The sequence below is a fragment of the Aeromicrobium jepli genome (assembly GCF_047246605.1).
GTDB lineage: Bacteria > Actinomycetota > Actinomycetes > Propionibacteriales > Nocardioidaceae > Aeromicrobium.
Window position 1 is genome coordinate 330,930 of the sequence record NZ_JBFOKO010000002.1, and the last position, 23,144, is coordinate 354,073.

Sequence of the window (23,144 nt, forward strand, 5' to 3'; positions counted from 1 at the left end):
TCCGGGGCGCTGTCGTGTCTGCCGCATGAGGCCTCGGGGCCCCGGGCACGACGAAGGGCCCGGGGCGATGCCCCGGGCCCTTCGCAGTACTACGTGCGACTGGGTCGTCGACTCAGATCTCGCCCGCGATGTACTTGACGGACTTGTACGTGCCCTTGTTGTCGTACTGGTAGATGCCGATCGACGCCGACGTCGGGCTGCCGGTGTCGCTCATCTCGATCGGGCCGGAGACACCGTCGTAGTCGATGTCCTTGCCGTCCTTGAGCAGGTCGGCGCACTGCTTGAAGGTGGTGCACTTCTCGCCACCCTTGGTGATGCCCGGCAGCTCCTTGGCGATGGCCTCGCCGGAGTCGTTGTCCGCCTTGATGGCGGCCAGGGCCGACGTGACGACCGCGTCGTAGGACTCCGCCGCGTAGGAGTAGTCCTTCAGCTTCGGGTCGACCTCGAGCAGGCGCTTGCGGAAGTCGTCCGTCGCCTCGGCGCCCGGGAGCGTGCCCTTCGTGCCCTTGAGCTGGGCCGCGAACGGGTCGCCGGAGTAGTCGGCCAGGTTGCCGTCGACGAAGTACGTCGCGACGTCCTGCGGGCCGACGCCCTTGCCGACGAGCTGCGGGACGATCTTCTTGGTCTCGTCGAACGCGATCAGGACGACCGCGTCGGGCTTGGACGCCGCGACCTCGTCGACCTGGGCGTCGTACGACGGGGCCTTCTCGCCGTAGAACGACGTGACCGCGACCTTGGAGCCGGCGGCCTCGAGGCCGGACTTGACCTGCTCGGCCAGCGTCTCGCCGTACGAGTCCTGGCGGGCCAGGATCGCGACGTTCTGGCGGCCGTCCTCGACCAGCAGGTTCGCCATGACGGCACCCTGCAGGACGTCGGACGGAGCGGTGCGGAAGTAGAGGTCCGGCTTGCCGTACTTGCCCTCGTCGAAGTCGGTCGAGGTGTTGGCCGGCGAGTACTGGACGACGCCGGCACCCAGGATCTTGTCGATGACGGTCATCGACACGCCCGAGGAGGCGGCGCCGACGATGACGTCGGACTTGGCCTTGATCAGCTTGTCGGCCTCGGTCGGCGCGATGCCGGAGTCGGTGTCGCCCGAGTCGCCCTTGACGTGGCGCGCGTCCTTGCCCAGGACGCCGCCGGCCTCGTTGATCTCCTTGACGGCGAGGTCGACGCCGGCGAACTCCGGCGGGCCGAGGAAGGCCAGGCTGCCGGTCTGGGGCAGCAGCGAGCCGACGACGAACTCGCCGTCACCCTTCGCTACTTCCTTGTCCTTGCTGTCAGAGCCTTCGTCGCCGCCGCCGCAGGCAGCGATGACGAGCGCGCTGGCACTGGCCAGGGCGGCCAGACGGAGCGTCGTGGTGGAGCGCTTCATCAATCCTCCGTTGAGTGGGATCCGAGCACGGGACGGATCGCCCGGCACGATGTGATGAAGAACCTAGTCCGGTTATGTGTCCACGTCTCGCACCCTGCGTCACATCGGGGTTTCGTAGCCAACTTGTAACCCGCGACGCACCACGTTCACCCCTGCAACGACGGCCCGTTCTCGATGACGGCCTCGGCCACCTGACGCATCGACATGCGCACGTCCATGGCCGTCTTCTGGATCCAGCGGAAGGCGTCCGGCTCGCTCAGCCCGAGGGCCTTCTGCAGCACCGCCTTGGCCTGCTCCACGACCTTGCGGGTGGCGAGCTGCTCCTGCAGGTCGCCGACCTCGGACTCGAGCGCGCGCAGCTCGGCGTAGCGGCTGCGCGCCATCTCGATCGCCGGCACCAGGTCGGACGCGGAGAACGGCTTGACCAGGTACGCCATCGCGCCGGCGTCGCGCGCCCGCTCGACCAGCTCGCGCTGGGAGAAGGCCGTCAGCATGACGACCGGGGCGATGCGCTCGGCGGCGATCTGCGAGGCGGCGGTGATGCCGTCGACGCCGGGCATCTGCACGTCCATCATCACCAGGTCGGGCCGGTGCTCACGGGCCAGGTCGACGGCGGCCTGTCCCTCGGCCGCCTCTCCCACGACCTCGTATCCCTGTTCGGCGAGCATCTCGGCCAGGTCCATCCGGATGAGGGCCTCGTCCTCGGCGATCACGACCCGCGGGGCGGGGGCAGTGGGCTCTTGTGCAGCGGTCACCCCGTAAGGTTATCGGGCACGAAGGTGCGCCGGGATGGCGGAATGGTAGACGCGATGGTCTCAAAAACCATTGTCCGTAAGGGCGTGCGGGTTCGAGTCCCGCTCTCGGCACCGCAGGGACGGATCCTTCGACCTCCGGCCCACTCCCCCGAGCCCCGAACCTGTGCACTTCCGGCCCATGTCGGGGCCGGAACGCCACAAGATCGGTCGCTTGGGTGGGCGCAAGGTCGAAGGATCCGTCCCCGTCAGGCGATGGTCGGCGGGAGCTCGTCCGGGTCGTAGGCGGCCACGACGCGGTTGATCGCGTCGCCCATCTTGTGGACGCGGACCGCGTTGGTCGAGCCGGGGATGCCCGGAGGGGCGCCGGCGACGATGACGACGCGCGAGCCCTCCTCGACGCGCTTCTTGCCGAGCAGCTCGCGATCGACCTGCAGGGCGATCTGGTCGGTGTGGCTGATCTCGGGCGTCAGGAACGTCTCGACGCCCCACGTCAGGGCGAGCTGGTTGCGCACGAGCTCGTGCGGCGTGAACGCCAGGACCGGGATCGACGAGCGGTAGCGCGCCATCCGGCGAGCGGAGTCGCCCGTCGTGGTGAAGGCGATCATCTGCTGCGCCTCGACGGACTCGGCCACCTGCGAGGCGGCCCGGCAGATGATGCCGGTGACGGTCTTGGACTGCCACGTGAAGGCGGCCATGCGCGGCAGGCCGTGGTCCTCGGTCGAGGCCACGATGCGCGCCATGATCCGCACCGTCTGGATCGGGAACTGGCCGACGCTGGTCTCGCCCGAGAGCATGACCGCGTCCGCACCGTCGAGGACGGCGTTCGCGACGTCGCTGGCCTCCGCCCGCGTGGGGCGCGGGGCCGAGATCATCGAGTCCAGCATCTGGGTCGCCACGATGACCGGCTTGGCATTGCGGCGCGCCTTCTCGATGATGAGCTTCTGCACGATCGGCACGTCCTCGAGCGGCAGCTCGACGCCCAGGTCGCCGCGGGCGACCATGAACCCGTCGAACGCGTCGACGATCTCGTCGAGGTTCGCCACGGCCTGCGGCTTCTCGATCTTTGCGATGATCGGGCGGTGCACGCCCTCCTCGTCCATGATCGCGCGGACGTCGTCGGCGTCGGCGGCGGAGCGCACGAACGACAGCGCGATGAAGTCGACGTTGTTGCGCAGGGCCCAGCGCAGGTCCTCGATGTCCTTCTCGCTCATCGCGGGGACGCTGACGTCGACGCCGGGCAGGTTGATGCCCTTGTTGTTGCTGACCTCGCCGGGGACCTCGACCGTCGTGACGACGTCGGTCTCGGTGACCTCGACGGCGCGCAGGCGGACCTTGCCGTCGTCGATGAGGATCTCGTCGCCCACCTCGACGTCGCCGGGCAGTCCGGCATACGTCGTGGAGCACACGTCGCGGTCGCCGGGGACGTCGCGCGTGGTGATCGTGAAGCGGTGGCCGAACGTCAGCTCGTGCGGCCCGTCGGTGAACCGCCCGAGGCGGATCTTGGGGCCCTGCAGGTCGGCCAGGACGGCGATGGCCTTGCCCGTCGCCTCCGCGGCGCGGCGCACGCGCTCGAGGCGGCGCAGCTGCTCGTCGGCGTCGCCGTGGCTCATGTTCAGCCGCGCGACGTCCATGCCGGCGATCGCCAGCTCGAGGATGCGTTCAGCGGTGTCTGTTGCGGGTCCGAGGGTGCAGACGATCTTGGCTCTACGCACGTGTTCCACCCTAGTCCCGTCCCGAACGTACTCGCGAGTCGCCCGCGGGCCTCATGGCCCGCGGGCGTCCCGATCAGACCGTGAGCGGTCGCGCCGTCGGCGGGATCGGCTTCGGCAGCGTCGTCGAGCCCGTCAGCCAGGCGTCCACGCCGGCGGCCGCACCGCGGCCCTCGGCGATCGCCCACACGATGAGCGACTGGCCGCGGCCGGCGTCACCGGCGACGAACACGCCCTCGACGCTGGACATGTAGTCCAGGTCGCGCTTGATGTTGCCGCGCTCGTCGAGCTCGACGCCGAGCTGCTCGACCAGGCCCTCCTTCTCGGGGCCGGTGAAGCCCATCGCGAACAGCACGAGCTGCGCCGGGATGACGCGCTCGGTGCCCTCGACCTCCTGGAAGCGGCCGTCGACCATCTCGACCTCGGTCAGGCGCAGGCCGCTGACGTGGCCCTCGTCGTCGCCCACGAACTCCTTCGTGGAGACGGCGTAGACGCGCTCGCCGCCCTCCTCGTGCGCGGACGCGACCCGGTAGATCATCGGGTACGTCGGCCACGGGTGGGCCTCCGCCCGCTCCTCGCTCGGGCGCGGCATGATCTCCAGGCTGGTCACGGACTTCGCACCCTGGCGGATGGCCGTGCCGAGGCAGTCGGCGCCGGTGTCGCCGCCGCCGATGATGACGACGTCCTTGCCGGTGGCCAGGATCTGGTCCTCGACCGTCTCGCCGACCGCGACGCGGTTGGCCTGCGGCAGGTACTCCATGGCCTGGTGGATGCCGGCGAGCTCACGGCCCGGGGCGGGCAGGTCGCGACGGACGGTGGAGCCGATCGCGAGGACGACCGCGTCGTACCGGTCGCGCAGGGCCTGCCCGGTGAGGCTCTCCCCCACCGCGACGCCGGTGCGGAACACCGTGCCCTCACGCTGCATCTGCTGGATGCGGCGGTCGACCTGGACCTTCTCCATCTTGAACTCGGGGATGCCGTAGCGCAGCAGTCCGCCGGGCTTGTCGTCACGCTCGTAGACCGCGACCGTGTGACCGGCGCGCGTGAGCTGCTGCGCGACGGCCAGCCCCGCGGGGCCCGAGCCGACGACGGCGACCGTCTTGCCCGTCAGCCACTCGGGCGTCTGGGGCTTGACGTTGTGGCGCTCCCACGCCTTGTCGATGATCGAGACCTCGACGTTCTTGATCGTCACCGGGTCGCGGTTGATGCCCACGACGCAGGCGGTCTCGCACGGAGCGGGGCACAGCCGGCCCGTGAACTCCGGGAAGTTGTTCGTCGCGTGCAGGCGATCGATCGCGTCGTCCCAGTCGTCGCGCCAGACGAGGTCGTTCCACTCGGGGATGAGGTTGCCCAGGGGGCAGCCCTGGTGGCAGAACGGGATGCCGCAGTCCATGCAGCGCCCGGCCTGCTCGGTGATGATCGGCAGCAGGGCGCGGCCGATGCCACCGGGGTACACCTCGTTCCAGTCGTTCACGCGCTCCTCGACGGGACGGCGCTCGGCCGTCCGGCGGGGCGTGGTCATGAAACCTCGGGGATCAGCCACGAGCGGCCACCTCCATCATGCGTGCAGTCGTGTCGTCCTCGGAGAGTCCCTCGGACTCGGCCGCGGCCTTGGCTTCGAGCACCAGCCGGTAGTTGACCGGCATGATCTCGCTGAATCGGGTGAGGCTGGCGGACCAGTCCTCCAACAGGGCCTCGGCGACCGCCGAGCCCGTCTCCTCGAGGTGCCGGCGAACGATCGCCTGCAGCTCGTCGGCGGTGGCCTCGGGCACGGGGCGCACCTCGACCATCTCGCGGTTGACCACGTCGTGGTCGAGGTCCAGCACGTACGCCGAGCCGCCGCTCATGCCGGCCGCCACGTTGCGGCCCGTGGGGCCGAGGATGACGACCCGGCCGCCGGTCATGTACTCGAGCGCGTGGTCGCCCACGCCCTCGACGACCGCCGTCGCGCCGGAGTTGCGGACGCAGAAGCGCTCGCCCACGCGGCCGCGCAGGTACAGCTCACCGCCCGTGGCGCCGAAGCCGATGACGTTGCCGGCGACGATCTGCGCCTCGGCCGCGAACTGGCTCTCGCGCTGCGGCCGCACGATGATGCGGCCACCGGACAGGCCTTTGCCGACGTAGTCGTTGCCGTCGCCCTCGAGGCGCAGCGTGATGCCGCGCGGCACGAACGCGCCGAACGACTGCCCGGCCGAGCCCACGAACGTGATGTCGATCGTGTCGTCGGGCAGGCCCGCGCCGCGGTAGCGCTTCGTGACCTCGTGACCGAGCATCGTGCCCACCGTGCGGTTGACGTTGCGGATCTCGAGCTGCGCGCGGACGGGCTCGCCCTTCTCCAGCGCGTCGGCAGCGAGCTCGATGAGCTCGACGTCGAGCGCCCGGTCCAGGCCGTGGTCCTGCTTCGTGGTGTTCCGCAGCGACGCGCCCTCGGGCAGCGGCGGCAGGTAGAACACCGGCGACAGGTCCAGCGTGCTGGCCTTCCAGTGGTCCACCGCGTCGCGCGTGTCGAGGCACTCGACGTGGCCGACCGCCTCGTCGATGCTGCGGAAGCCCAGCTCGGCCAGGATCTCGCGCACCTCCTGGGCGATGAACTCGAAGAAGTTCACGACGTACTCGGCCTTGCCCGAGAACTTCTCGCGCAGCGAGCGGTTCTGGGTGGCGACGCCCACGGGGCACGTGTCGAGGTGGCAGACGCGCATCATGATGCAGCCCGAGACGACGAGCGGAGCCGTGGCGAAGCCGAACTCCTCGCCGCCGAGCAGCGCCGCGATGACGACGTCACGACCGGTCTTGAGTTGGCCGTCGACCTGGACGACGATGCGATCGCGCAGGCCGTTGAGCAGCAGCGTCTGCTGGGTCTCGGCCAGGCCGAGCTCCCACGGACCGCCCGCGTGCTTGAGGCTGGTCAGCGGCGAGGCGCCGGTGCCGCCGTCGTGGCCCGAGATGAGCACGACGTCGGCCTTGGCCTTCGACACGCCGGCCGCGACCGTGCCCACGCCGACCTCGGACACGAGCTTGACGTGCACGCGCGCCGACGGGTTGGCGTTCTTGAGGTCGTGGATCAGCTGCTTGAGATCCTCGATCGAGTAGATGTCGTGGTGCGGCGGCGGACTGATGAGGCCCACGCCCGGCGTCGAGTGACGCGTCTTGGCGACCCACGGGTACACCTTCGGGCCGGGCAGCTGGCCGCCCTCGCCGGGCTTGGCGCCCTGCGCCATCTTGATCTGGATGTCGTCGGCGTTGGACAGGTACTCGCTCGTGACGCCGAAGCGGCCCGACGCGACCTGCTTGATGGCCGAGCGGCGCTCGGGGTCGTAGAGGCGCTCGGGGTCCTCGCCGCCCTCGCCCGTGTTCGACTTGCCGCCGAGGCGGTTCATCGCGATCGCGAGCGTCTCGTGGGCCTCCTGGCTGATCGAGCCGTACGACATGGCGCCGGTCGAGAAGCGCTTGACGATCTCGGACACCGGCTCGACCTCGTCGATCGAGATCGGCTCGCGGTCGCTGCGGAACTTCATCAGGCCGCGCAGCGTCATGAGGCGGCTCGACTGGTCGTCGACGCGCTGCGTGTACTGCTTGAAGATGTCGTAGCGGCCCGTGCGGGTCGAGTGCTGCAGGCGGAAGACCGTGTCCGGGTCGAACAGGTGCTCCGGGCCCTGGCGGCGCCACTGGTACTCTCCGCCGACGTCGAGCTGGCGGCGCGGGCCCGCGATGCCCTTGGTCGGGTAGGCGGTCAGGTGGCGCGCGTGGACCTCGTCGGCGATCACGTCGAGGCCGACGCCGCCGAGCTTGCTGGCCGTGCCGCTGAAGTACTTGTCGACGACCTCGTGCGAGAGGCCGACGCACTCGAAGATCTGCGCGCCGGTGTACGACGAGACCGTCGAGACGCCGATCTTGCTCATGACCTTCAGGACGCCCTTGCCCAGGCCGTACGCGACGTTGCGCGCGGCCTTCTGCGGCTCGACGCCCTCGACGAAGACGCCCTCGCGGGCCAGGTCCTCGGCGGTCTCGAGCGCGAGGTACGGGTTGACGGCGGTCGCGCCGAAGCCGATCAGCAGGGCCACGTGGTGGACCTCGCGGACGTCGCCGGCCTCGACCAGCAGGCCGGCCTGCGTGCGCAGCTTCTCGCGGACCATGTGATGGTGCACGGCCGCGGTCAGCAGCAGCGACGGGATCGGCGCCAGGTCGACGTTCGAGTGGCGGTCCGACAGCACGATGATGCGGGCGCCCTTGTTGACGATGGCGTCCGACACCTCGGCGCAGATCTCCTCGATGCGCGCCTCGAGCGCCGCTCCCCCGCCGAGCACCTCGTACAGGCCGCGGACGACGTGCACGCTGAAGCCGGGCATGTCGCCGTCGCGGTTCATGTGGCGGATCTTGGCCAGCTCATCGCTGTCGATCACGGGGAACGGCAGCTGCAGCATGCGGCACGAGGCCGGGCTGGGGTCGAGCAGGTTCTTCTCGGGGCCGATCGTGCCGGCGAGCGACGTGACGACCTCCTCGCGGATGGCGTCCAGCGGCGGGTTCGTGACCTGCGCGAACAGCTGGCTGAAGTAGTCGAACAGCAGCCGCGGGCGGTCCGAGAGCGCCGCGATGGGCGTGTCGGTGCCCATCGAGCCGATCGCCTCGGCACCCGTGCGGGCCATGGGCGCGACGAGCTTGCGCACCTCCTCCTCGGTGTAGCCGAACACCTGCTGGCGCCGGGTGACCGAGGCGTGCGTGTGGACGATGTGCTCCAGGTCGGGCAGGTCCTCGAAGCGGACCAGACCGGAGTACAGCCACTCCTCGTAGGGGTGCTCGTGGGCGAGCTGGGACTTGATCTCCTCGTCGGGGACGACGCGGTGCTCGGCGAGGTCGAGCAGGAACATCTTGCCGGGCTCGACACGGCCCTTGCGCGTGATCGTCTTGGCGTCGAGGTCGAGCACGCCGACCTCGGAGGCCAGCACGACGAGGCCGTCCTCGGTGATGACGTAGCGGCCCGGGCGCAGGCCGTTGCGGTCCAGGACCGCGCCGATCTGCGTGCCGTCGGTGAAGCACACGGCGGCGGGGCCGTCCCACGCCTCCATGACGGTGGAGTGGAACTCGTAGAACGCGCGGCGCGCGGGATCCATCTCGGCGTTGTTCTCCCACGCCTCGGGGATCATCATCATGACGGCGTGCGGCAGCGAGCGGCCGCCCAGGTGCAGCAGCTCCATGACCTCGTCGAGCGAGGCCGTGTCGGAGCCGCCGGGGCTGCAGATCGGGTACAGGCGCGAGAGGTCGCCCGGGATGAGCGCGCTCTCGAGCAGGGCCTCGCGGGCGCGCATCCAGTTGCGGTTGCCGCGGGCGGTGTTGATCTCGCCGTTGTGCGCCAGGTAGCGGAACGGGTGCGCGAGGGGCCAGCTGGGGAACGTGTTGGTGGAGAAGCGGCTGTGCACGATGGCCAGCGCGGACTCCATGCGCTCGTCCTGCAGGTCGGGGAAGAACACGTCGAGCTGCTCGGTGGTGAGCATGCCCTTGTAGACGAGCGTGCGCGCCGACAGCGACGGGAAGTACGTCTCGACCTCGTGGAACGCGCGCTTGCTGACGGCGTACGTGAGGCGGTCGAGCTCGATGCCCGCGGCGGCGCGGTCGCGCGTGGTGAGGAAGAGCAGCTCGAAGTGCGGCATGGCGTTGTACGCCATCTGGCCGAGCACGTCGGGCGTGGTGGGGACGTCGCGCCAGCCGAGGACCTCGAGGTCCTCCTCGGCGACGATCGCCTCGACCTTGGCCTTGGCGCCGGCGACGTCCTCGCGCGGGAGGAACGCCATGCCGACGGCGTAGTGGCCGGCCTCGGGCAGCTCCACGGGAGCCACGCCGCGCAGGAAGCGGTCGGGGACCTGCATGAGGATGCCGGCGCCGTCACCGGTGTTGACCTCGCTGCCGACGGCGCCACGGTGGTCGAGGTTGCGCAGCGCGGTCAGGCCGTGCTGGACGATCTCGTGGCTGGGGACGCCCGTGAGCGTCGCCACGAAGGCGACACCGCAGTTGTCGTGCTCGTTGGCCGGGTCGTAGAGGCCTTGCGCCGGAGGCGTGGCCGAGAAGGGACGATCCATGTTCTGAACCTGTCGTCGATGCCAGTGCGTACAAGCTGGGCGAGGACGACATTGGCCTCTTCAGCGAAGTTCAGGTTACCTCAACATTTCGTGCGTTCCAGTGAGGCCACCCTCAGCTGCGGTGTGATGCGGGCCGCTCGGTGCCGGTTTCCCCGGTTAAGCGGGTTTCCTCTCACTTCGCGAGGGTTGCGTTCCTCGTGAAGTGACAGGAAACCTCGCTAGGTCGCCGCGGGCGCCGGGAAACCTCGCGAAGTGAGGGAGAACCTACTGAACCGGGGAAACCGTCACGCCGGCGCGCACGCCGGGGCCGGCGGCAGCGGCGGCGGGACGCCGATGGACGGCATGCCCAGGCCGACCGACCCGGGGCTCACCGTGGTCCGGCCCTGACGGGCCTCCCACGCGTCGCCGGCGCGCGTGCGGCGCACCTCGATCGGCTCCCCGTCGGCGACGAGGTGGTGCGGCGACGCCTTCGTCACGCGCGTGACCACCATGTCGCCGGGACGGATCGCGTGGTCGCCCGGGACGAAGTGCACGAGGCGGTTGTCGCGGGCGCGGCCGCTCATGCGGTTCGTCGCGGCGTCCTTGCGGCCGCCCGCGTGCGCCTTGTCGGCGACGAGCAGCTCGACGACCCGGCCCTCGAGCCGCTGGTTCTCGGACCAGGAGATCTCCTCGACGAGGGCGGCGAGGCGCTCGTAGCGCTCCTGCACGATCTCCTTGGGCAGCTGGTCCGGCAGCGTCGCGGCGGGCGTGCCGGGCCGCTGGGAGTACTGGAACGTGAACGCGCTGGAGAACCGCGACTGCCGGACGACGTCGAGCGTGGCCTGGAAGTCCTCCTCGGTCTCACCGGGGAAGCCGACGATGATGTCGGTCGTGATCGCGGCGTCGGGCATCGCGGCGCGGACGCGGTCGATGATGCCGAGGAAGCGCTCGCTGCGGTACGACCGGCGCATCGCGCGCAGGATCCGGTCCGAGCCGGACTGCAGCGGCATGTGCAGCTGCGGCATGACGTTCGGGGTCTCGGCCATCGCCTCGATGACGTCGTCCGAGAACGCGGCCGGGTGCGGCGAGGTGAAGCGCACGCGCTCGAGGCCCTCGATCCGCCCGCACGCACGCAGCAGCTTGGAGAACGCCTGGCGGTCGCCGAACTCGGACCCGTAGCTGTTGACGTTCTGGCCCAGCAGCGTCACCTCGACCACGCCGTCCGCGACGAGCGCCTCGATCTCGGCGAGGATGTCGCCGGGACGGCGGTCGCGCTCCTTCCCGCGCAGCGACGGCACGATGCAGAACGTGCACGTGTTGTTGCAGCCGACGCTGATGGAGACCCATGCGGCGAACACCGAGTCGCGCTTGGTCGGCAGCGTCGACGGGAAGACCTCGAGGGCGTCGAGGATCTCGACCTGCGACTCCTCGGCGATGCGGGCGCGCTCGAGCAGGATCGGCAGCGAGCCGATGTTGTGCGTGCCGAACACGACGTCCACCCACGGCGCGCGCGACGTGATCGTGTCCTTGTCCTTCTGCGCGAGGCAGCCGCCGACGGCCACCTGCATGCCGGGCTTCTTCGCCTTGAGGCTCGCGACGTGGCCGAGGTTGCCGTAGAGCTTGTTGTCCGCGTTCTCGCGGACGGCGCACGTGTTGAACACGACGAGGTCGGGGGTCTCCCCCGACGGCGCCGCCTCGTAGCCCGCCGTCTCCAGCAGACCCGACAGCCGCTCGCTGTCGTGGACGTTCATCTGGCAGCCGTACGTGCGCACTTCATAGGTCTTCGTCATGACCGTCCCATGGTACGTGGCACGCGGACGCCCGACGGCACCGAACGGCGCGCAACCGCTGGGCCATCCGGTGTCCGATGTCAGAACGTCATGAGGATCTCGCTCAGACGCGAGCCCCTGGCGCTCTGCGACCGGCGACCATGGGATTCGTCGGGTCAATAACTCGCTGAGAGGCTAGTCTGCTCTGGCGACCGAGCCCTCCTGGTCCCCGATCACTCGCGAATCGGGCAGGGAGCCAATTTCCCCCCGATGGTCGCGTCGTGTCGCTCATCATGCAGTCCACACGCTGGGCGAACCCAAGCGGAATTTTGGTGGCTGGAACCGATGGAACGGCAGGTGGACGGCCTCTGGCGCTAACTTGCGCCACCATCCACATCCCATTGCCGCATCGCTTGTGTCAGTGACGCCGCCGCAATGGTGATCCGCATCTGCGCATTATCCCTCCATTGGAGGCGATCAGGTCCTCGCTCTGACGGCGGAAAGGCGACCGAGACCAGGTTCTCCGCATGCGTCACGAGCCATCCCCGTCCGAAGTACCGATCGAGCACCTCCGGGAACGCGGGGCCGACCCACCGTTCACTTCCCTCGGAGAGTTGAGGAAGCAACTCCGCGGTCACTGTGACGATGTCGCGACTCAGCACCCGCCGCCTGAGGAAATCCCGTGACCCTTCGGGAGACACCCACTGCATGATCCGAACGAGCGCAAGGTCTTCGCGAGAGAGCTTCTGCACGCCTACCGCTCCGTGCAACTCGCGCTCGACTGCTTGGGCAACAACGTCCAATGCGAGACTCAGCTCGCGCTTCCATGACCGCTCAGACGGGTAGTAGTCCATCTCCACTTCGTCCTTGATCCTCGATAGAGCTAGCGCCACTACGGCGATGCCGCCGCGAGTCTTGCAAGCGTCGCGGAGTGCGGACTCCAGTTCTTCGTAGGACGTGGCGAGCAGTGCTTCTTTGACTAGCCAGCTCGGATGCCAACCCTCAGCGCCCCCGTCCCCCACCTGCGTCATCGAGACACGACTTTCCGCCACGACGAACTTCAGTGCCTCTCCTCCACGCACCGTTTCGTCGCGAAGAGCTTGGGAGATCTTCCGGTAGACCCTCGCGGAACCGACCTTCGTAAGGTCGCGCAGACGGTCCATCGCAGCTTGATCGAATCCTGATTCTGTTGGAGCTAGGGCTGCCGCAAGATCGGCGTCGCTAATGTCCCCCGACGGAATCGCGAAAGCGAAATATCTATCGAAGTAGTCTTGGTGGCCGATGCGCTTGCTCCGCGCAAGGTCCTTGTAGACAGAGTCTGAATAGAAACTGTCAGTCCAAGCACCATCAAAGCGGATGAACATGATGCCGAGAATGGCCGCGATAGCGGGGACGAACCAGTCCCTGTCTTCACCGCCCAGCGCTTTCAGCGAAGACTGCCACCGCGCTTTTGCGTTCTCATCGTGCACAGCGATGTCACCAACGAGGTCGTGGGACGTGAGATTTTCGCGGTCCTTCTGAATCAGTTCATAGACCGCGGGCTCGAAGGTTCTGACCCACGTGACCAGAACGAAGTCGATCGGATCGATCTCTTGGTTCAACGCCGACAAGAAGGCGTCAAGCTGTCTAACGAACCGGACGATCGCACGGGGCGTCGTCAGGTAGTGCCGCATCGTGAGGCGATATGCGTCGTTGAGCCGTTCCCTGTCAGCCGCATCCACTTCGATTCCTCGCTCAGCGAAGACGGAGTACAACTCCCGAAGGAACATCGCTTCGGCATCCTCTTCCCAGAGAGGAGGAAGATCCAGTCGGACTTGAACCATCTTCTCCAAGTAATCCCGCGCTCGGCTCTCAGTCGCAGCAAGGTCAGTCCGCATCAGCAGGTCCAGCAGCGTTCGTTCGTCGTAGCAGAGCAAGTAGTGGACGTTGGGCAACCGGCCTACGAAGCGAACAAGTCTGAACACCATAAGCAGCTCAGTAGGGCTGAGCCTGTCGAGGTCATCGACCACCATCAGCACCGGAGTCTTCAATTGGCGGGCAGCTTCCTTGGCTGACCGAAGGGCTGCAGACGGTGATGCGTCGCCTTCGATCCAATCTGCGAGGTCCTGAATCGCCGTACGTCCGTCGACCCCGACAAGTCCGGCGAGCGCTCCAGCCGGACTGACCGCGCGACCGGCCTTACCGATGATCTTTCGCTTCCTGACCCAAGGCCGAATCGGAAGAACTTGATGAAGTTCGGCGAGGAACCCGGTCGCCATGGCGTCGTCGTTGGCGTATCCCCACGGCGTGAACTCCACGACTTCCCAATCGCGCGCGAGCCGTCTCGACACCAGGCCCATGACTGAGGACTTCCCAGATCCCCAAGGGCCGATCACCCCAATCACGGTGGATGTGGGACCGTCCTCCCGGACTCGTCGGATGACTTCCGTGACGTACGCGACATAGGACTCACGCTCGAGGTCATCCTCGTCCTCATCGCTGATCGGATCGTCGCTGAATCGTCTTCTGTGCACGCCGCCCCCCGGTCTCCAACGATTTTCATAAGTGTGACCGCCCGCCGGCGTTGATGATGTCGGATTGCGCAATTCAAGGAGCGCGGTCGCTCGAACGGTTGCGATCCGGTTGCGGAGGCCGACGCGCGGGCCCACCCGCTTGCACGTGATGGGGCGCTGCGGTTGGGTAAGGCGACATGGGAGCAAGCACGACGCCGATGGTCAAGATGAGCGGCGTCCAGAAGTGGTTCGGTGACCTCCACGTCCTGCAGGACATCGACTTCGAGGTCGCGGCCGGTGAGGTCGTCGTCGTGATCGGGCCGTCGGGCTCGGGCAAGTCGACGCTGTGCCGCGCCATCAACCGGCTCGAGCCGATCAACGAGGGCACGATCGAGATCGACGGCGTCCCCCTGCCCGAGGAGGGCAAGGCGCTCGCCCGGCTGCGCGCCGAGGTCGGCATGGTGTTCCAGTCGTTCAACCTGTTCAGCCACAAGACGGTCCTGGAGAACGTGACCCTCGGACCCATCAAGGTGCTGGGCAAGTCCAAGGCCGAGGCCGACCAGCGCGCGCACGAGCTGCTCGAGCGCGTGGGCGTCGCCTCGCAGGCGGCGAAGGTCCCCTCGCAGCTCTCCGGCGGCCAGCAGCAGCGCGTCGCGATCGCGCGGGCGCTGGCGATGGACCCCAAGGTCATGCTCTTCGACGAGCCCACCTCGGCGCTCGACCCGGAGATGATCTCCGAGGTCCTCGAGACGATGGTCGACCTCGCTCGCCGCGGCATGACGATGGTCGTCGTCACGCACGAGATGGGCTTCGCCCGTACCGCCGCCGACCGTGTGGTGTTCATGGCCGACGGGCGCATCATCGAGCAGAACACCCCGGAGGAGTTCTTCACCAACCCCCAGAGCGATCGCGCGAAGGACTTCCTGAGCAAGATCCTCAAGCACTGACCATCGCACCACGTTTTTCTCACACATGATCCCGAAGGGGGAGGACGAAACATGAGAGCACGACGCACACGGTTCGCGGCCGTCCTGGCCGCCGGCCTGCTGGCACTGAGCGCCTGCGGCGACGCGGGCAACGACGAGGGCGACTCCGGCCCCGACGTCGAGGTCGAGAAGCAGGACTTCGAGTCCGGCACGCGCATGGCCGAGCTGCAGGAGGCCGGCAAGGTCAAGATCGGCGTCAAGTACGACCAGCCCGGCGTGGGCTTCAAGTCCGCCGCCTCGGACACGCCCACAGGCTTCGATCCGGCCATCGGCAAGATCCTGGCCGCGAAGCTCGGCATCGACGCCGCCGACATCGAGTGGGTCGAGACCGTCTCGGCCAACCGCGAGCCCTTCCTGCAGAACGGCACGGTCGACTTCGTGATCGCCTCCTACTCGATCACCGACGAGCGCCGTCAGGTCGTGGGCCAGGCCGGCCCGTACTACGTCACGGGCCAGAGCCTCCTGGTCGCCAAGGACGACGACTCCATCAAGGGCGCTGACGACCTCAAGGGCAAGAAGGTCTGCTCGGTCACCGGCTCCACCTCGATCGAGACGGTCGAGAAGAAGTACGGCGCGACGCCCGCGGGCTTCGACACCTACTCCGAGTGCGTGGACCAGCTGCTCAACGGCTCGGTCGACGCGGTCACCACCGACGCGGCGATCCTGCTGGGCTACGCCGCCGAGGACCCGGACAAGCTCAAGGTCGTCGGCGAGCCGTTCTCCGAGGAGCGCTACGGCATCGGCTACGGCAAGGACCACCCCGAGCTGTGCGAGTTCATCAACGAGTCCCTCACGTCCGCCTTCGAGGACGGCACGTGGAAGGAGGCGTTCGACTCGACGCTCGGCAAGGGTGGCGGCGAGGCGGGCGACCCGCCCACGCTCGACCCCTGCGCCTGATCCCCCTCGTCGTGGGGGGGCGCGGGGGGGGGGCCCCCCCCCCCCGGGGGGCGGCCCCGCGGGGGGGGGGGGGGGGCGCGGCGGGGGGGGGGGGGGGGGGGGGGGGCCCCCCCCCCCCCCCCCCCCCCGGCCCCCTCCCCCCCGCGGGGGGGGGGCGCGGGGGGGCCGCCCCCCCCCGACGACGTGACTCGACAAACCTGGAGGTGGCCCGTGGACTGGCTGCTCACTGACGACGGCTGGCAGCTGTACCTGCAAGGCTTCTGGACGACGGCCCGCCTCACGGCGTCGTCCGGACTGCTGGCGCTCGTCGTCGGAACCCTCGTGGCCGTCGCACGGGTCTCCCCCGTTCCGATCCTGCGCGGGGTCGGCACCGGCTACGTCACGGTCTTCCGGAACACCCCCCTGCTCGTGCTGATCCTGCTGACTTACTACGGTCTGCCCGAGATCGGGATCGACTTCGGCTTCTTCTGGAACATCACCTTGGCCATGGGCCTGTACACCGCGGCCTTCGTCAGCGAGGCGCTGCGCTCCGGCCTGAACGGCGTGCCCGTCGGCCAGGCCGAGGCTGCCCGAGCCATCGGGATGCCGTTCACCGGGATCATGAGGCAGGTCGTCCTTCCCCAGGCGTTCCGCCTCACCGTGCCGCCGATGGCCAGCGCGTTCATCGCCCTGGTGAAGAACACCTCCCTGGCCGCCGTGTTCGGCATCGCCGAGGCCACGTTCCGCATGCGCGGCTTCCTGAACACGTATGCCACGGAGATGCTGCAGGTCTTCCTGGGCTTCGCGTTCGGGTACATCGTCCTCGTCGCGATCATCAGCGCCGTCGCGACCACCTTCGAACGCCGCTGGAAGGTGGTCTACCGATGAGCGTCCTCTACGACGTCGCCGGCCCTCGAGCCCGACGCCGCCACGCGATCGCCGGCGTCCTGACCGTGGTCGCGCTGGTCCTGCTCGCACTGGGCATCGTGTGGAAGCTCGGCTCCGAGGGTCAGTTCTCCGCCGAGAAGTGGGAGGTGTTCGCCACGCCCGCCTACCTCGAGCTCATCGGTCGGGCCATCCTCGACACCCTGCTCGTCGCGGTCCTGTCGATCGTCCTCGCCGTCGTCTTCGGCGTCCTGTTCGGCGTGGCGAAGCTCTCCGACCATCGCCCGGTCCGAGTCGTGGCGTGGAGCGTCGTCGAGTTCTTCCGCGCCGTCCCGCTGCTGCTGCTGATCATCTTCATCTGGTTCTGGGGCTTCGACACGCGTGTCGGGGTCATCGCACCGCTCGTGCTCGGACTGACGCTGTACAACGGATCCGTGCTGGCGGAGGTCTTCCGCGCCGGCATCAACGCCGTCCCCCAGGGACAGGTCGAGGCCGCCTACGCGCTCGGCATGCGCAAGACCGCCGTCACCCGGATGATCCAGCTGCCCCAGGCCATCAAGATCATGACGCCGGCGATCATCAGCCAGTGCGTCGTGGTGCTCAAGGACACCTCGCTGGGCTACTACATCCTCGCGCCCGGCCTCACCACGATCGGTCGCGAGATCTGGCGCGAGTTCGACAACCGGCTCGCCACGGCCATCGTCCTGGCCGCGATCTACATCGTGCTGAACGTGATCCTGTCCCGCATCGGCGTGTACGTCCAGCGCCGTCTGACGGAGTCCAAGACCGTTCACGCCGTCGACCTCGAGAGCGCACGCGCCGGCACCCCGGGGGCGACTGCCTGACGTGTGAGGCCCATGGTGACAATGTCGCCGTGACCTCCTTGCTGCTGCGCCACGTGCGGCTCGTGCCGGTGCGCACCGCCGCTCCCCCGGACCCCGTCTCGCTGCGGATCGCCGACGGCACGATCACCGCCGTCGCGCCCGAGCTGCGACCCGAGGCCGGCGAGCGCGTCGTGGATGCCGACGGCCGCTGGGTCATGCCGGGGCTGTGGGACCAGCACGTGCACTTCACGCAGTGGGCGCAGGTCCGCACGCGCCTGGACGTCTCGGGCACGAGCGACCCAGCCGAGGTGCTGGCGCTCGTGCGCGACCACCTCGGCTCGTGCCGCGCCGGCGACTGGCTGTTCGGCTTCGGCTTCCGACTGACCGACTGGCGGCGCGAGCCCACGGTCGCCGAGTTGGACGCCGTGACCGGCGACCGCCCCGTGGTCCTGACGAGCGGCGACGCGCACGCCGGCTGGCTGAACTCGGCCGCCTTCCGTGCGCTCGGCGCCGTCCCCGCCGACGGCCCGCTCACCGAGCTGGCCTGGTTCGAGCTGATGACCCACGTCATCGAGCGCAACAGCGCCCAGGACGGCGACGCGGCCGTCCGCGCCGCCGTGGAGGCGGCGGCCGCCCGCGGCGTCGTCGGCATCGGCGACTTCGAGTTCAGCGAGCCGCTGCTGACCTGGCCCGGACGGGTGCACGCGGGCGCGGACGCGCTGTGGGTGCGGACCGCCGTCTACGCCGACCACCTCGACGCCGTGATCGAGGCCGGACTGCGCACCGGCTCGCCCCTCACTCCCGACGGGACCGTGCGGCTCGGACCGCTGAAGATCATCTCGGACGGCTCTCTCAACTCACGGACGGCGTACTGCCACGAGCCGTACGCCGGCAGCAGCAACCGCGGCGTCCAGAACCACGACCGCGCCGAGCTCACCGCCCTGCTCGGCCGCGCGAGCGCCCACGGCCTGCGCGCCGCCGTGCACGCCATCGGCGACGCCGCGGCGCACGAGGCCCTCGCGGCGTTCGCGGCCAGCGGCGCGAGCGGCAGCATCGAGCACGCGCAGCTCATGACGGCTCGCGACATCGCGACGATGGCGTCGCTGGGACTGACCGCCAGCGTCCAGCCCGGGCACCTGCTCGACGACCGCGAGGCGACGGCCCAGCTGTGGCCCGATCGCGCGGAGCGATGCTTCCCGCTGCGGTCGATGCTCGACGCCGGCGTCCCGATGGTGTTCGGTTCGGACGCGCCCGTGGCCGTCCTGGACCCGTGGGAGTCGATGGCGGCCGCCGTCCACCGCTCCGCCGACGAGCGGGAGCCGTGGAACGCCACCGAGGCGGTCACGCCCGCCGAGGCGCTCGCGGCGAGCGTGGACGGCCGGGACACCCTGGCCTCCGGACAGCCCGCCGACCTCGCCGTCCTGGACCGCGATCCCCTGGCCGCGACCGGGGACAGCGCCGAGGCCGCCGCGCTACTGCGCGCCGTGCAGGTGGAGGCCACCCTGCGAGCCGGTCGGCTCACGCACGCGACGGGCCCGTTCGCCGACTGACCCGGATCAGCGCGTGGGCGTGACCCAGAGGTGGATCGTGCCCTCGACAGTGACGGTGCCGTCGGCGCGGGTCGCACGGACCGTGACCGGCACGTCGGGCGCCTGCGCCCAGTCGGCCGCGGTCGTCTCGGCAGTGCACACCACGTCGGAGTCCGACTTGGCCAGGTACCTCACGTCCATGCCCTTCGGTAGCCACCGGTGGCCGGGCGGGCACGTCGCCTCGGCGAGCAGCCCCATCGCGGCCTCGAGACCGTTGCAGGCCGCGATCGCGTGCACCGTGCCGATGTGGTTCTTGGTGGAGCGGCGCAACGGCACGACGACCTCGCCACGGTGAGGTCGCATGTCGGTCACGGCGATGTGCGCGCTGCGGAAGTACGGCGCCTTGAGGCCGTACAGCAGGCTGAACGCCGAGCTGCCCTTCGGCAGCGACGTGATGCGGCGATAGAGGTCGAAGGTCGAGGCCATGACCCGATGTTACTCGCGAGTCACTTCCTTTGTCATCCGATCCGGAGCCCCTGACTCAGAGCGTCGTGACGACTCGTCCGTCCTCGACGTGCCAGCGCTGGTCGAGGCTCACGGCGTCGAGGAGCCGCCGGTCGTGGGACACGAGCAGCAGGGCGCCCTCGTAGGCGGCGAGCGCCTGCTCCAGCTGCTCGATCGCCGGCAGGTCGAGATGGTTCGTCGGCTCGTCGAGCACGAGCACGTTGACCGCACGCGCCTGCAGCAGCGCCATCGCGGCGCGGGTCCGCTCCCCCGGCGACAGGTCGCCCACGAGGCTGGCGACCTGGTCGGCCTTGAGCCCGAACTTCGCCAGCAGGGTGCGCACCTCGGCCCCCGTGAGGTCGGGCAACGCGGCCTCCATCGCGTCGCCGAGCGTCGCGTCCTCGGCCAGCACCGACCTGGCCTGGTCGATCTCGCCGAGCGACAGTGACGCGCCCAGGGACGCGCGGCCACTCGTGGGCTCGAGCCGCCCCAGCAGCAGCCGCAGCAGCGTCGTCTTGCCGGCGCCGTTCGCCCCGGTGATCCCGACCCGGTCTCCCGCGTTCACCTGGACCGAGACGGGGCCCAGGACGAAGTCGCCCCGCTCGAACGTCACCGCGTCGAGGGTCGCAACCACGGTGCTGGATCTCGGCGCGGCCGCGATCTCGAAGCGCAGCTCCCACTCCTTGCGCGGCTCCGCGACCTCCTCGAGCCGGGCGATGCGCGACTCCATCTGGCGGACCTTCTGGGCCTGCTTCTCGGAGGACTCGGTCTGGGCGCGGCGGCGGATCTTGTCGTTGTCGGGGCTCTTGCGCATGGCGTTGCGCGTGCCCTGCGAGCTCCACTCGCGCTGCGTCCGGGCGCGCGCCACGAGGTCGGCCTTCATGGCGGCGTACTGCTCGTAGTCCTCGCGCGCGTGGCGGCGCAGCACGGCCCGCTCCTCGAGGAACGCGTCGTAGCCGCCGTCGTAGACGCGCACCTGGTGCTGCGCCAGGTCCAGCTCGACGACGCGCGTGACGCACCGGGCGAGGAACTCGCGGTCGTGCGACACCAGGACGATCCCGGCCCGCAGGCCGGAGACGAGGGCCTCGAGCCGCTCGAGCCCGTCGAGGTCGAGGTCGTTCGTCGGCTCGTCCAGGAGCACGACGTCGAACCGGCTGAGCAGCAGGGCGGCCAGCCCCACCCGCGCCGCCTGCCCGCCGGACAGCGAGGTCATGAGGGCGTCCACGCCCACGCCCAGCCGCAGCTCGCCCAGCACCGCCGGGATCCGCTCGTCGAGGTCGGGTGCGCCCGAGGCGAGCCAGTGGTCGAGCGCCGCGGCGTAGACGTCATCGACGCCGGGCTCACCCGAGCCGAGTGCCGCCGCGGCGGACTCCATCGCCTCGGTGGCTGCCGCGGCTCCGGTGCGACGCGCGAGGTAGGCGCCCACCGTCTCGCCGGGACGCCGCTCGTGCTCCTGCGGGAGCCAGCCCACGAACGCGTCCGCCGGCGCGAGCGACACCGTGCCGGCGAGCGGCGCGACCTCCCCGGCCAGCAGGGACAGCAGCGTCGACTTGCCCGCCCCGTTGGCGCCGACGACCCCCACGACGTCGCCGGGGGCGACCGTGAGGTCGAGGCCCTCGAACAGCGTGCGATGGGCATGCCCGCCGGACAGGCCCTTGGCGACGAGAGTGGCGCTCACCTCGCGATCCTAGGCAACCGGGCCGCCGGACCTCACATCGACTCGAGCGGCTCGGCCTCGGCGCCCAGCTCCTCACGCACGACGTCGAAGGCCACCTGCGGCGCGTAGCCCTTGCGGGCGAGCATCGCGGTCAGTCGCCGGACCTGCACGGACGGGTCCAGCCCCTGCACCGAGCGCAGCTTGCGCTGCACGAGCCGGTGCGCCGCCTGGCGCTCCTCCCCCGGGTCGACGTCGTCCAGGACCGTGTCGATGACGTCGTCGGCGACGCCCTTGCGACGGAGCTCCATCCGCAGGACCGACGCGGCGAGGCCCTTCGTGCGGCCGCGCTGGTCGACCCAGGCGCGGGCGAACCGCTCGTCGTCGACGAGGCCCTCGGACTGCAGCTGGTCGACCACGACCGTCGCCACGTCCTCGGGGAACTTGCGCCGCGCGAGCGCCTCGAGCAGCTCACCGCGACTGCGGTCGCGGGCGGCCAGGCGATCCATCGCGATCGTCCGGCCGGCCACGACCACAGCGCGCGGGTCCGCGTCCGGGTCCGCCGGGTCGAGCATCAGAAGTCGGCGGCCGAGAGATCGCCGGACAGGTCGTCGACGACGGTCGCCGGGTCGGCCGGCTGGTCGACCTTGGCGCCGATGCCGAGGTGCTCCTTGATGCGCTTGTCGATCTCGTCGGCGAGGTCGGGGTTGTCGCGCAGGAAGTTGCGGGCGTTCTCCTTGCCCTGGCCGAGCTGGTCGCCCTCGTACGTGTACCAGGCGCCGGCCTTGCGGACGAAGCCCGCCTCCACGCCCAGGTCGATGAGGCTGCCCTCGCGGCTGATGCCCTGGCCGTACATGATGTCGAACTCGGCCTGCTTGAACGGCGGCGCGACCTTGTTCTTGACGACCTTGACGCGGGTGCGGTTGCCGACCATGTCGGTGCCGTCCTTGAGCGTCTCGATGCGGCGCACGTCCAGGCGCACGGAGGCGTAGAACTTGAGCGCCTTGCCGCCCGTCGTGGTCTCGGGGCTGCCGAACATGACGCCGATCTTCTCGCGCAGCTGGTTGATGAAGATCGCCGTCGTGCCTGAGCCGTTGATGGCGCCGGTCATCTTGCGCAGCGCCTGGCTCATGAGGCGAGCCTGGAGGCCGACGTGGCTGTCGCCCATCTCGCCGTCGATCTCGGCGCGCGGCACGAGGGCGGCGACGGAGTCGATGACGATGATGTCGAGGGCGCCGGAGCGGATCAGCATGTCGGCGATCTCGAGGGCCTGCTCACCGGAGTCGGGCTGCGACACGAGCAGCGCGTCGGTGTCGACGCCCAGCTTGCGCGCGTACTCGGGGTCGAGCGCGTGCTCGGCGTCGATGAAGGCGGCCACGCCGCCGGCCTTCTGCGCGTTGGCGACGGCGTGCAGGGCGACGGTCGTCTTGCCCGAGGACTCCGGGCCGTAGATCTCGATGACACGGCCGCGGGGCAGTCCGCCGATGCCCAGCGCGACGTCGAGCGACACGGCGCCCGTCGGGATGACCTCGATCGGCGCGCGGGCCTGGTCGCCCAGACGCATCACGGCGCCCTTGCCGTACGAGCGGTCGATCTGGGCCAGGGCGTTCTCGATCGCCTTGTCCTTGTTGGCTCGCTCCTTCGCGAGTTCCTTGTTCGAGGGGGTGCTGCTCTTGGGAGGCATGCTGCGTCCTTCGTGTCGTCGACCGTCGCGGTCGGGTGGCGGGCCATCTTCGACG

The 23,144-nt window shown here is 69.6% G+C and carries 16 protein-coding genes and 1 tRNA gene; 6 read left to right on the forward strand and 11 right to left on the reverse strand.

Translation table 11 applies throughout. The features are described from left to right. Positions 1-112: 112 nt before the first annotated feature. The gene (locus tag AB3M81_RS05270) at positions 113-1,372 is read right to left on the reverse strand and encodes an ABC transporter substrate-binding protein (protein WP_412902853.1); all 1,260 of its coding nucleotides are present in this window, start codon (positions 1,370-1,372) and stop codon (positions 113-115) included. 146 nt (positions 1,373-1,518) lie between these two features. Continuing rightward, positions 1,519-2,127 carry an ANTAR domain-containing response regulator gene (locus tag AB3M81_RS05275; RefSeq protein WP_412902854.1) on the reverse strand — a complete coding sequence of 203 codons (609 nt, stop codon included), beginning with the start codon at positions 2,125-2,127 and terminating at the stop codon, positions 1,519-1,521. A gap of 28 nt (positions 2,128-2,155) precedes the next feature. Here AB3M81_RS05275 and AB3M81_RS05280 point away from each other — a divergent pair. Next, positions 2,156-2,238 (forward strand) — tRNA-Leu (locus AB3M81_RS05280). Between the two features lie 134 nt (positions 2,239-2,372). Here the strand turns inward: AB3M81_RS05280 and pyk are convergent. From pyk to AB3M81_RS05305, 5 genes are all read right to left on the reverse strand, one after another. Continuing rightward, on the reverse strand, positions 2,373-3,839 hold the full coding sequence (gene pyk / locus AB3M81_RS05285; RefSeq protein ID WP_412902855.1) for a pyruvate kinase: 1,467 nt from the start codon (positions 3,837-3,839) through the stop codon (positions 2,373-2,375). 73 nt (positions 3,840-3,912) lie between these two features. Continuing rightward, on the reverse strand, positions 3,913-5,379 hold the full coding sequence (locus AB3M81_RS05290; protein ID WP_412902856.1) for a glutamate synthase subunit beta: 1,467 nt from the start codon (positions 5,377-5,379) through the stop codon (positions 3,913-3,915). Beyond that, on the reverse strand, positions 5,372-9,907 hold the full coding sequence (gene gltB, locus AB3M81_RS05295) for a glutamate synthase large subunit (protein WP_412902857.1): 4,536 nt from the start codon (positions 9,905-9,907) through the stop codon (positions 5,372-5,374). The genes AB3M81_RS05290 and gltB overlap by 8 nt, the downstream gene beginning before the upstream one ends. Positions 9,908-10,191: 284 nt before the next feature. Continuing rightward, the gene (gene miaB / locus AB3M81_RS05300; protein WP_412902858.1) at positions 10,192-11,676 is read right to left on the reverse strand and encodes a tRNA (N6-isopentenyl adenosine(37)-C2)-methylthiotransferase MiaB; all 1,485 of its coding nucleotides are present in this window, start codon (positions 11,674-11,676) and stop codon (positions 10,192-10,194) included. Between the two features lie 353 nt (positions 11,677-12,029). Next, positions 12,030-14,303, reverse strand: a complete 2,274-nt coding sequence (locus AB3M81_RS05305) for a KAP family P-loop NTPase fold protein (protein ID WP_412902859.1) — start codon at positions 14,301-14,303, stop codon at positions 12,030-12,032. Between the two features lie 62 nt (positions 14,304-14,365). On the opposite strand from AB3M81_RS05305, the gene AB3M81_RS05310 reads away from it, so the two are divergent. From AB3M81_RS05310 to AB3M81_RS05330, 5 genes are all read left to right on the forward strand, one after another. Next, positions 14,366-15,094 carry an amino acid ABC transporter ATP-binding protein gene (locus tag AB3M81_RS05310; protein WP_412903133.1) on the forward strand — a complete coding sequence of 243 codons (729 nt, stop codon included), beginning with the start codon at positions 14,366-14,368 and terminating at the stop codon, positions 15,092-15,094. 51 nt (positions 15,095-15,145) lie between these two features. Next, the gene (locus AB3M81_RS05315) at positions 15,146-16,030 is read left to right on the forward strand and encodes a glutamate ABC transporter substrate-binding protein (protein WP_412902860.1); all 885 of its coding nucleotides are present in this window, start codon (positions 15,146-15,148) and stop codon (positions 16,028-16,030) included. 210 nt (positions 16,031-16,240) lie between these two features. Next, the gene (locus tag AB3M81_RS05320) at positions 16,241-16,897 is read left to right on the forward strand and encodes an amino acid ABC transporter permease (RefSeq protein ID WP_412902861.1); all 657 of its coding nucleotides are present in this window, start codon (positions 16,241-16,243) and stop codon (positions 16,895-16,897) included. Beyond that, entirely contained in the window at positions 16,894-17,739 is an 846-nt protein-coding gene (locus tag AB3M81_RS05325) for an amino acid ABC transporter permease (RefSeq protein ID WP_412902862.1), read from the forward strand. The genes AB3M81_RS05320 and AB3M81_RS05325 overlap by 4 nt, the downstream gene beginning before the upstream one ends. A 29-nt stretch (positions 17,740-17,768) precedes the next feature. Next, positions 17,769-19,268: an amidohydrolase gene (locus tag AB3M81_RS05330; RefSeq protein WP_412902863.1), complete on the forward strand. Its 1,500-nt coding sequence runs from the start codon at positions 17,769-17,771 to the stop codon at positions 19,266-19,268. A 6-nt stretch (positions 19,269-19,274) separates the two neighbouring features. On the opposite strand, the gene AB3M81_RS05335 is transcribed toward AB3M81_RS05330, so the two are convergent. The 4 genes from AB3M81_RS05335 to recA are packed head-to-tail and all read right to left on the reverse strand — an operon-like array spanning position 19,275 to position 23,089. Continuing rightward, positions 19,275-19,733 carry a hotdog fold domain-containing protein gene (locus tag AB3M81_RS05335; protein ID WP_412902864.1) on the reverse strand — a complete coding sequence of 153 codons (459 nt, stop codon included), beginning with the start codon at positions 19,731-19,733 and terminating at the stop codon, positions 19,275-19,277. A gap of 55 nt (positions 19,734-19,788) precedes the next feature. Further along, a complete protein-coding gene (locus AB3M81_RS05340) occupies positions 19,789-21,429 on the reverse strand; it encodes an ABC-F family ATP-binding cassette domain-containing protein (protein WP_412902865.1) in 1,641 nt (546 codons plus the stop codon). A gap of 32 nt (positions 21,430-21,461) precedes the next feature. Next, positions 21,462-21,980 (reverse strand): regulatory protein RecX, encoded by a 519-nt coding sequence (locus tag AB3M81_RS05345; RefSeq protein WP_412902866.1) that lies wholly within the window; start codon positions 21,978-21,980, stop codon positions 21,462-21,464. Then, positions 21,980-23,089, reverse strand: coding sequence for a recombinase RecA (gene recA / locus AB3M81_RS05350; RefSeq protein ID WP_412902867.1), 1,110 nt, complete (start codon positions 23,087-23,089; stop codon positions 21,980-21,982). The genes AB3M81_RS05345 and recA overlap by 1 nt, the downstream gene beginning before the upstream one ends. Positions 23,090-23,144 lie beyond the last annotated feature (55 nt).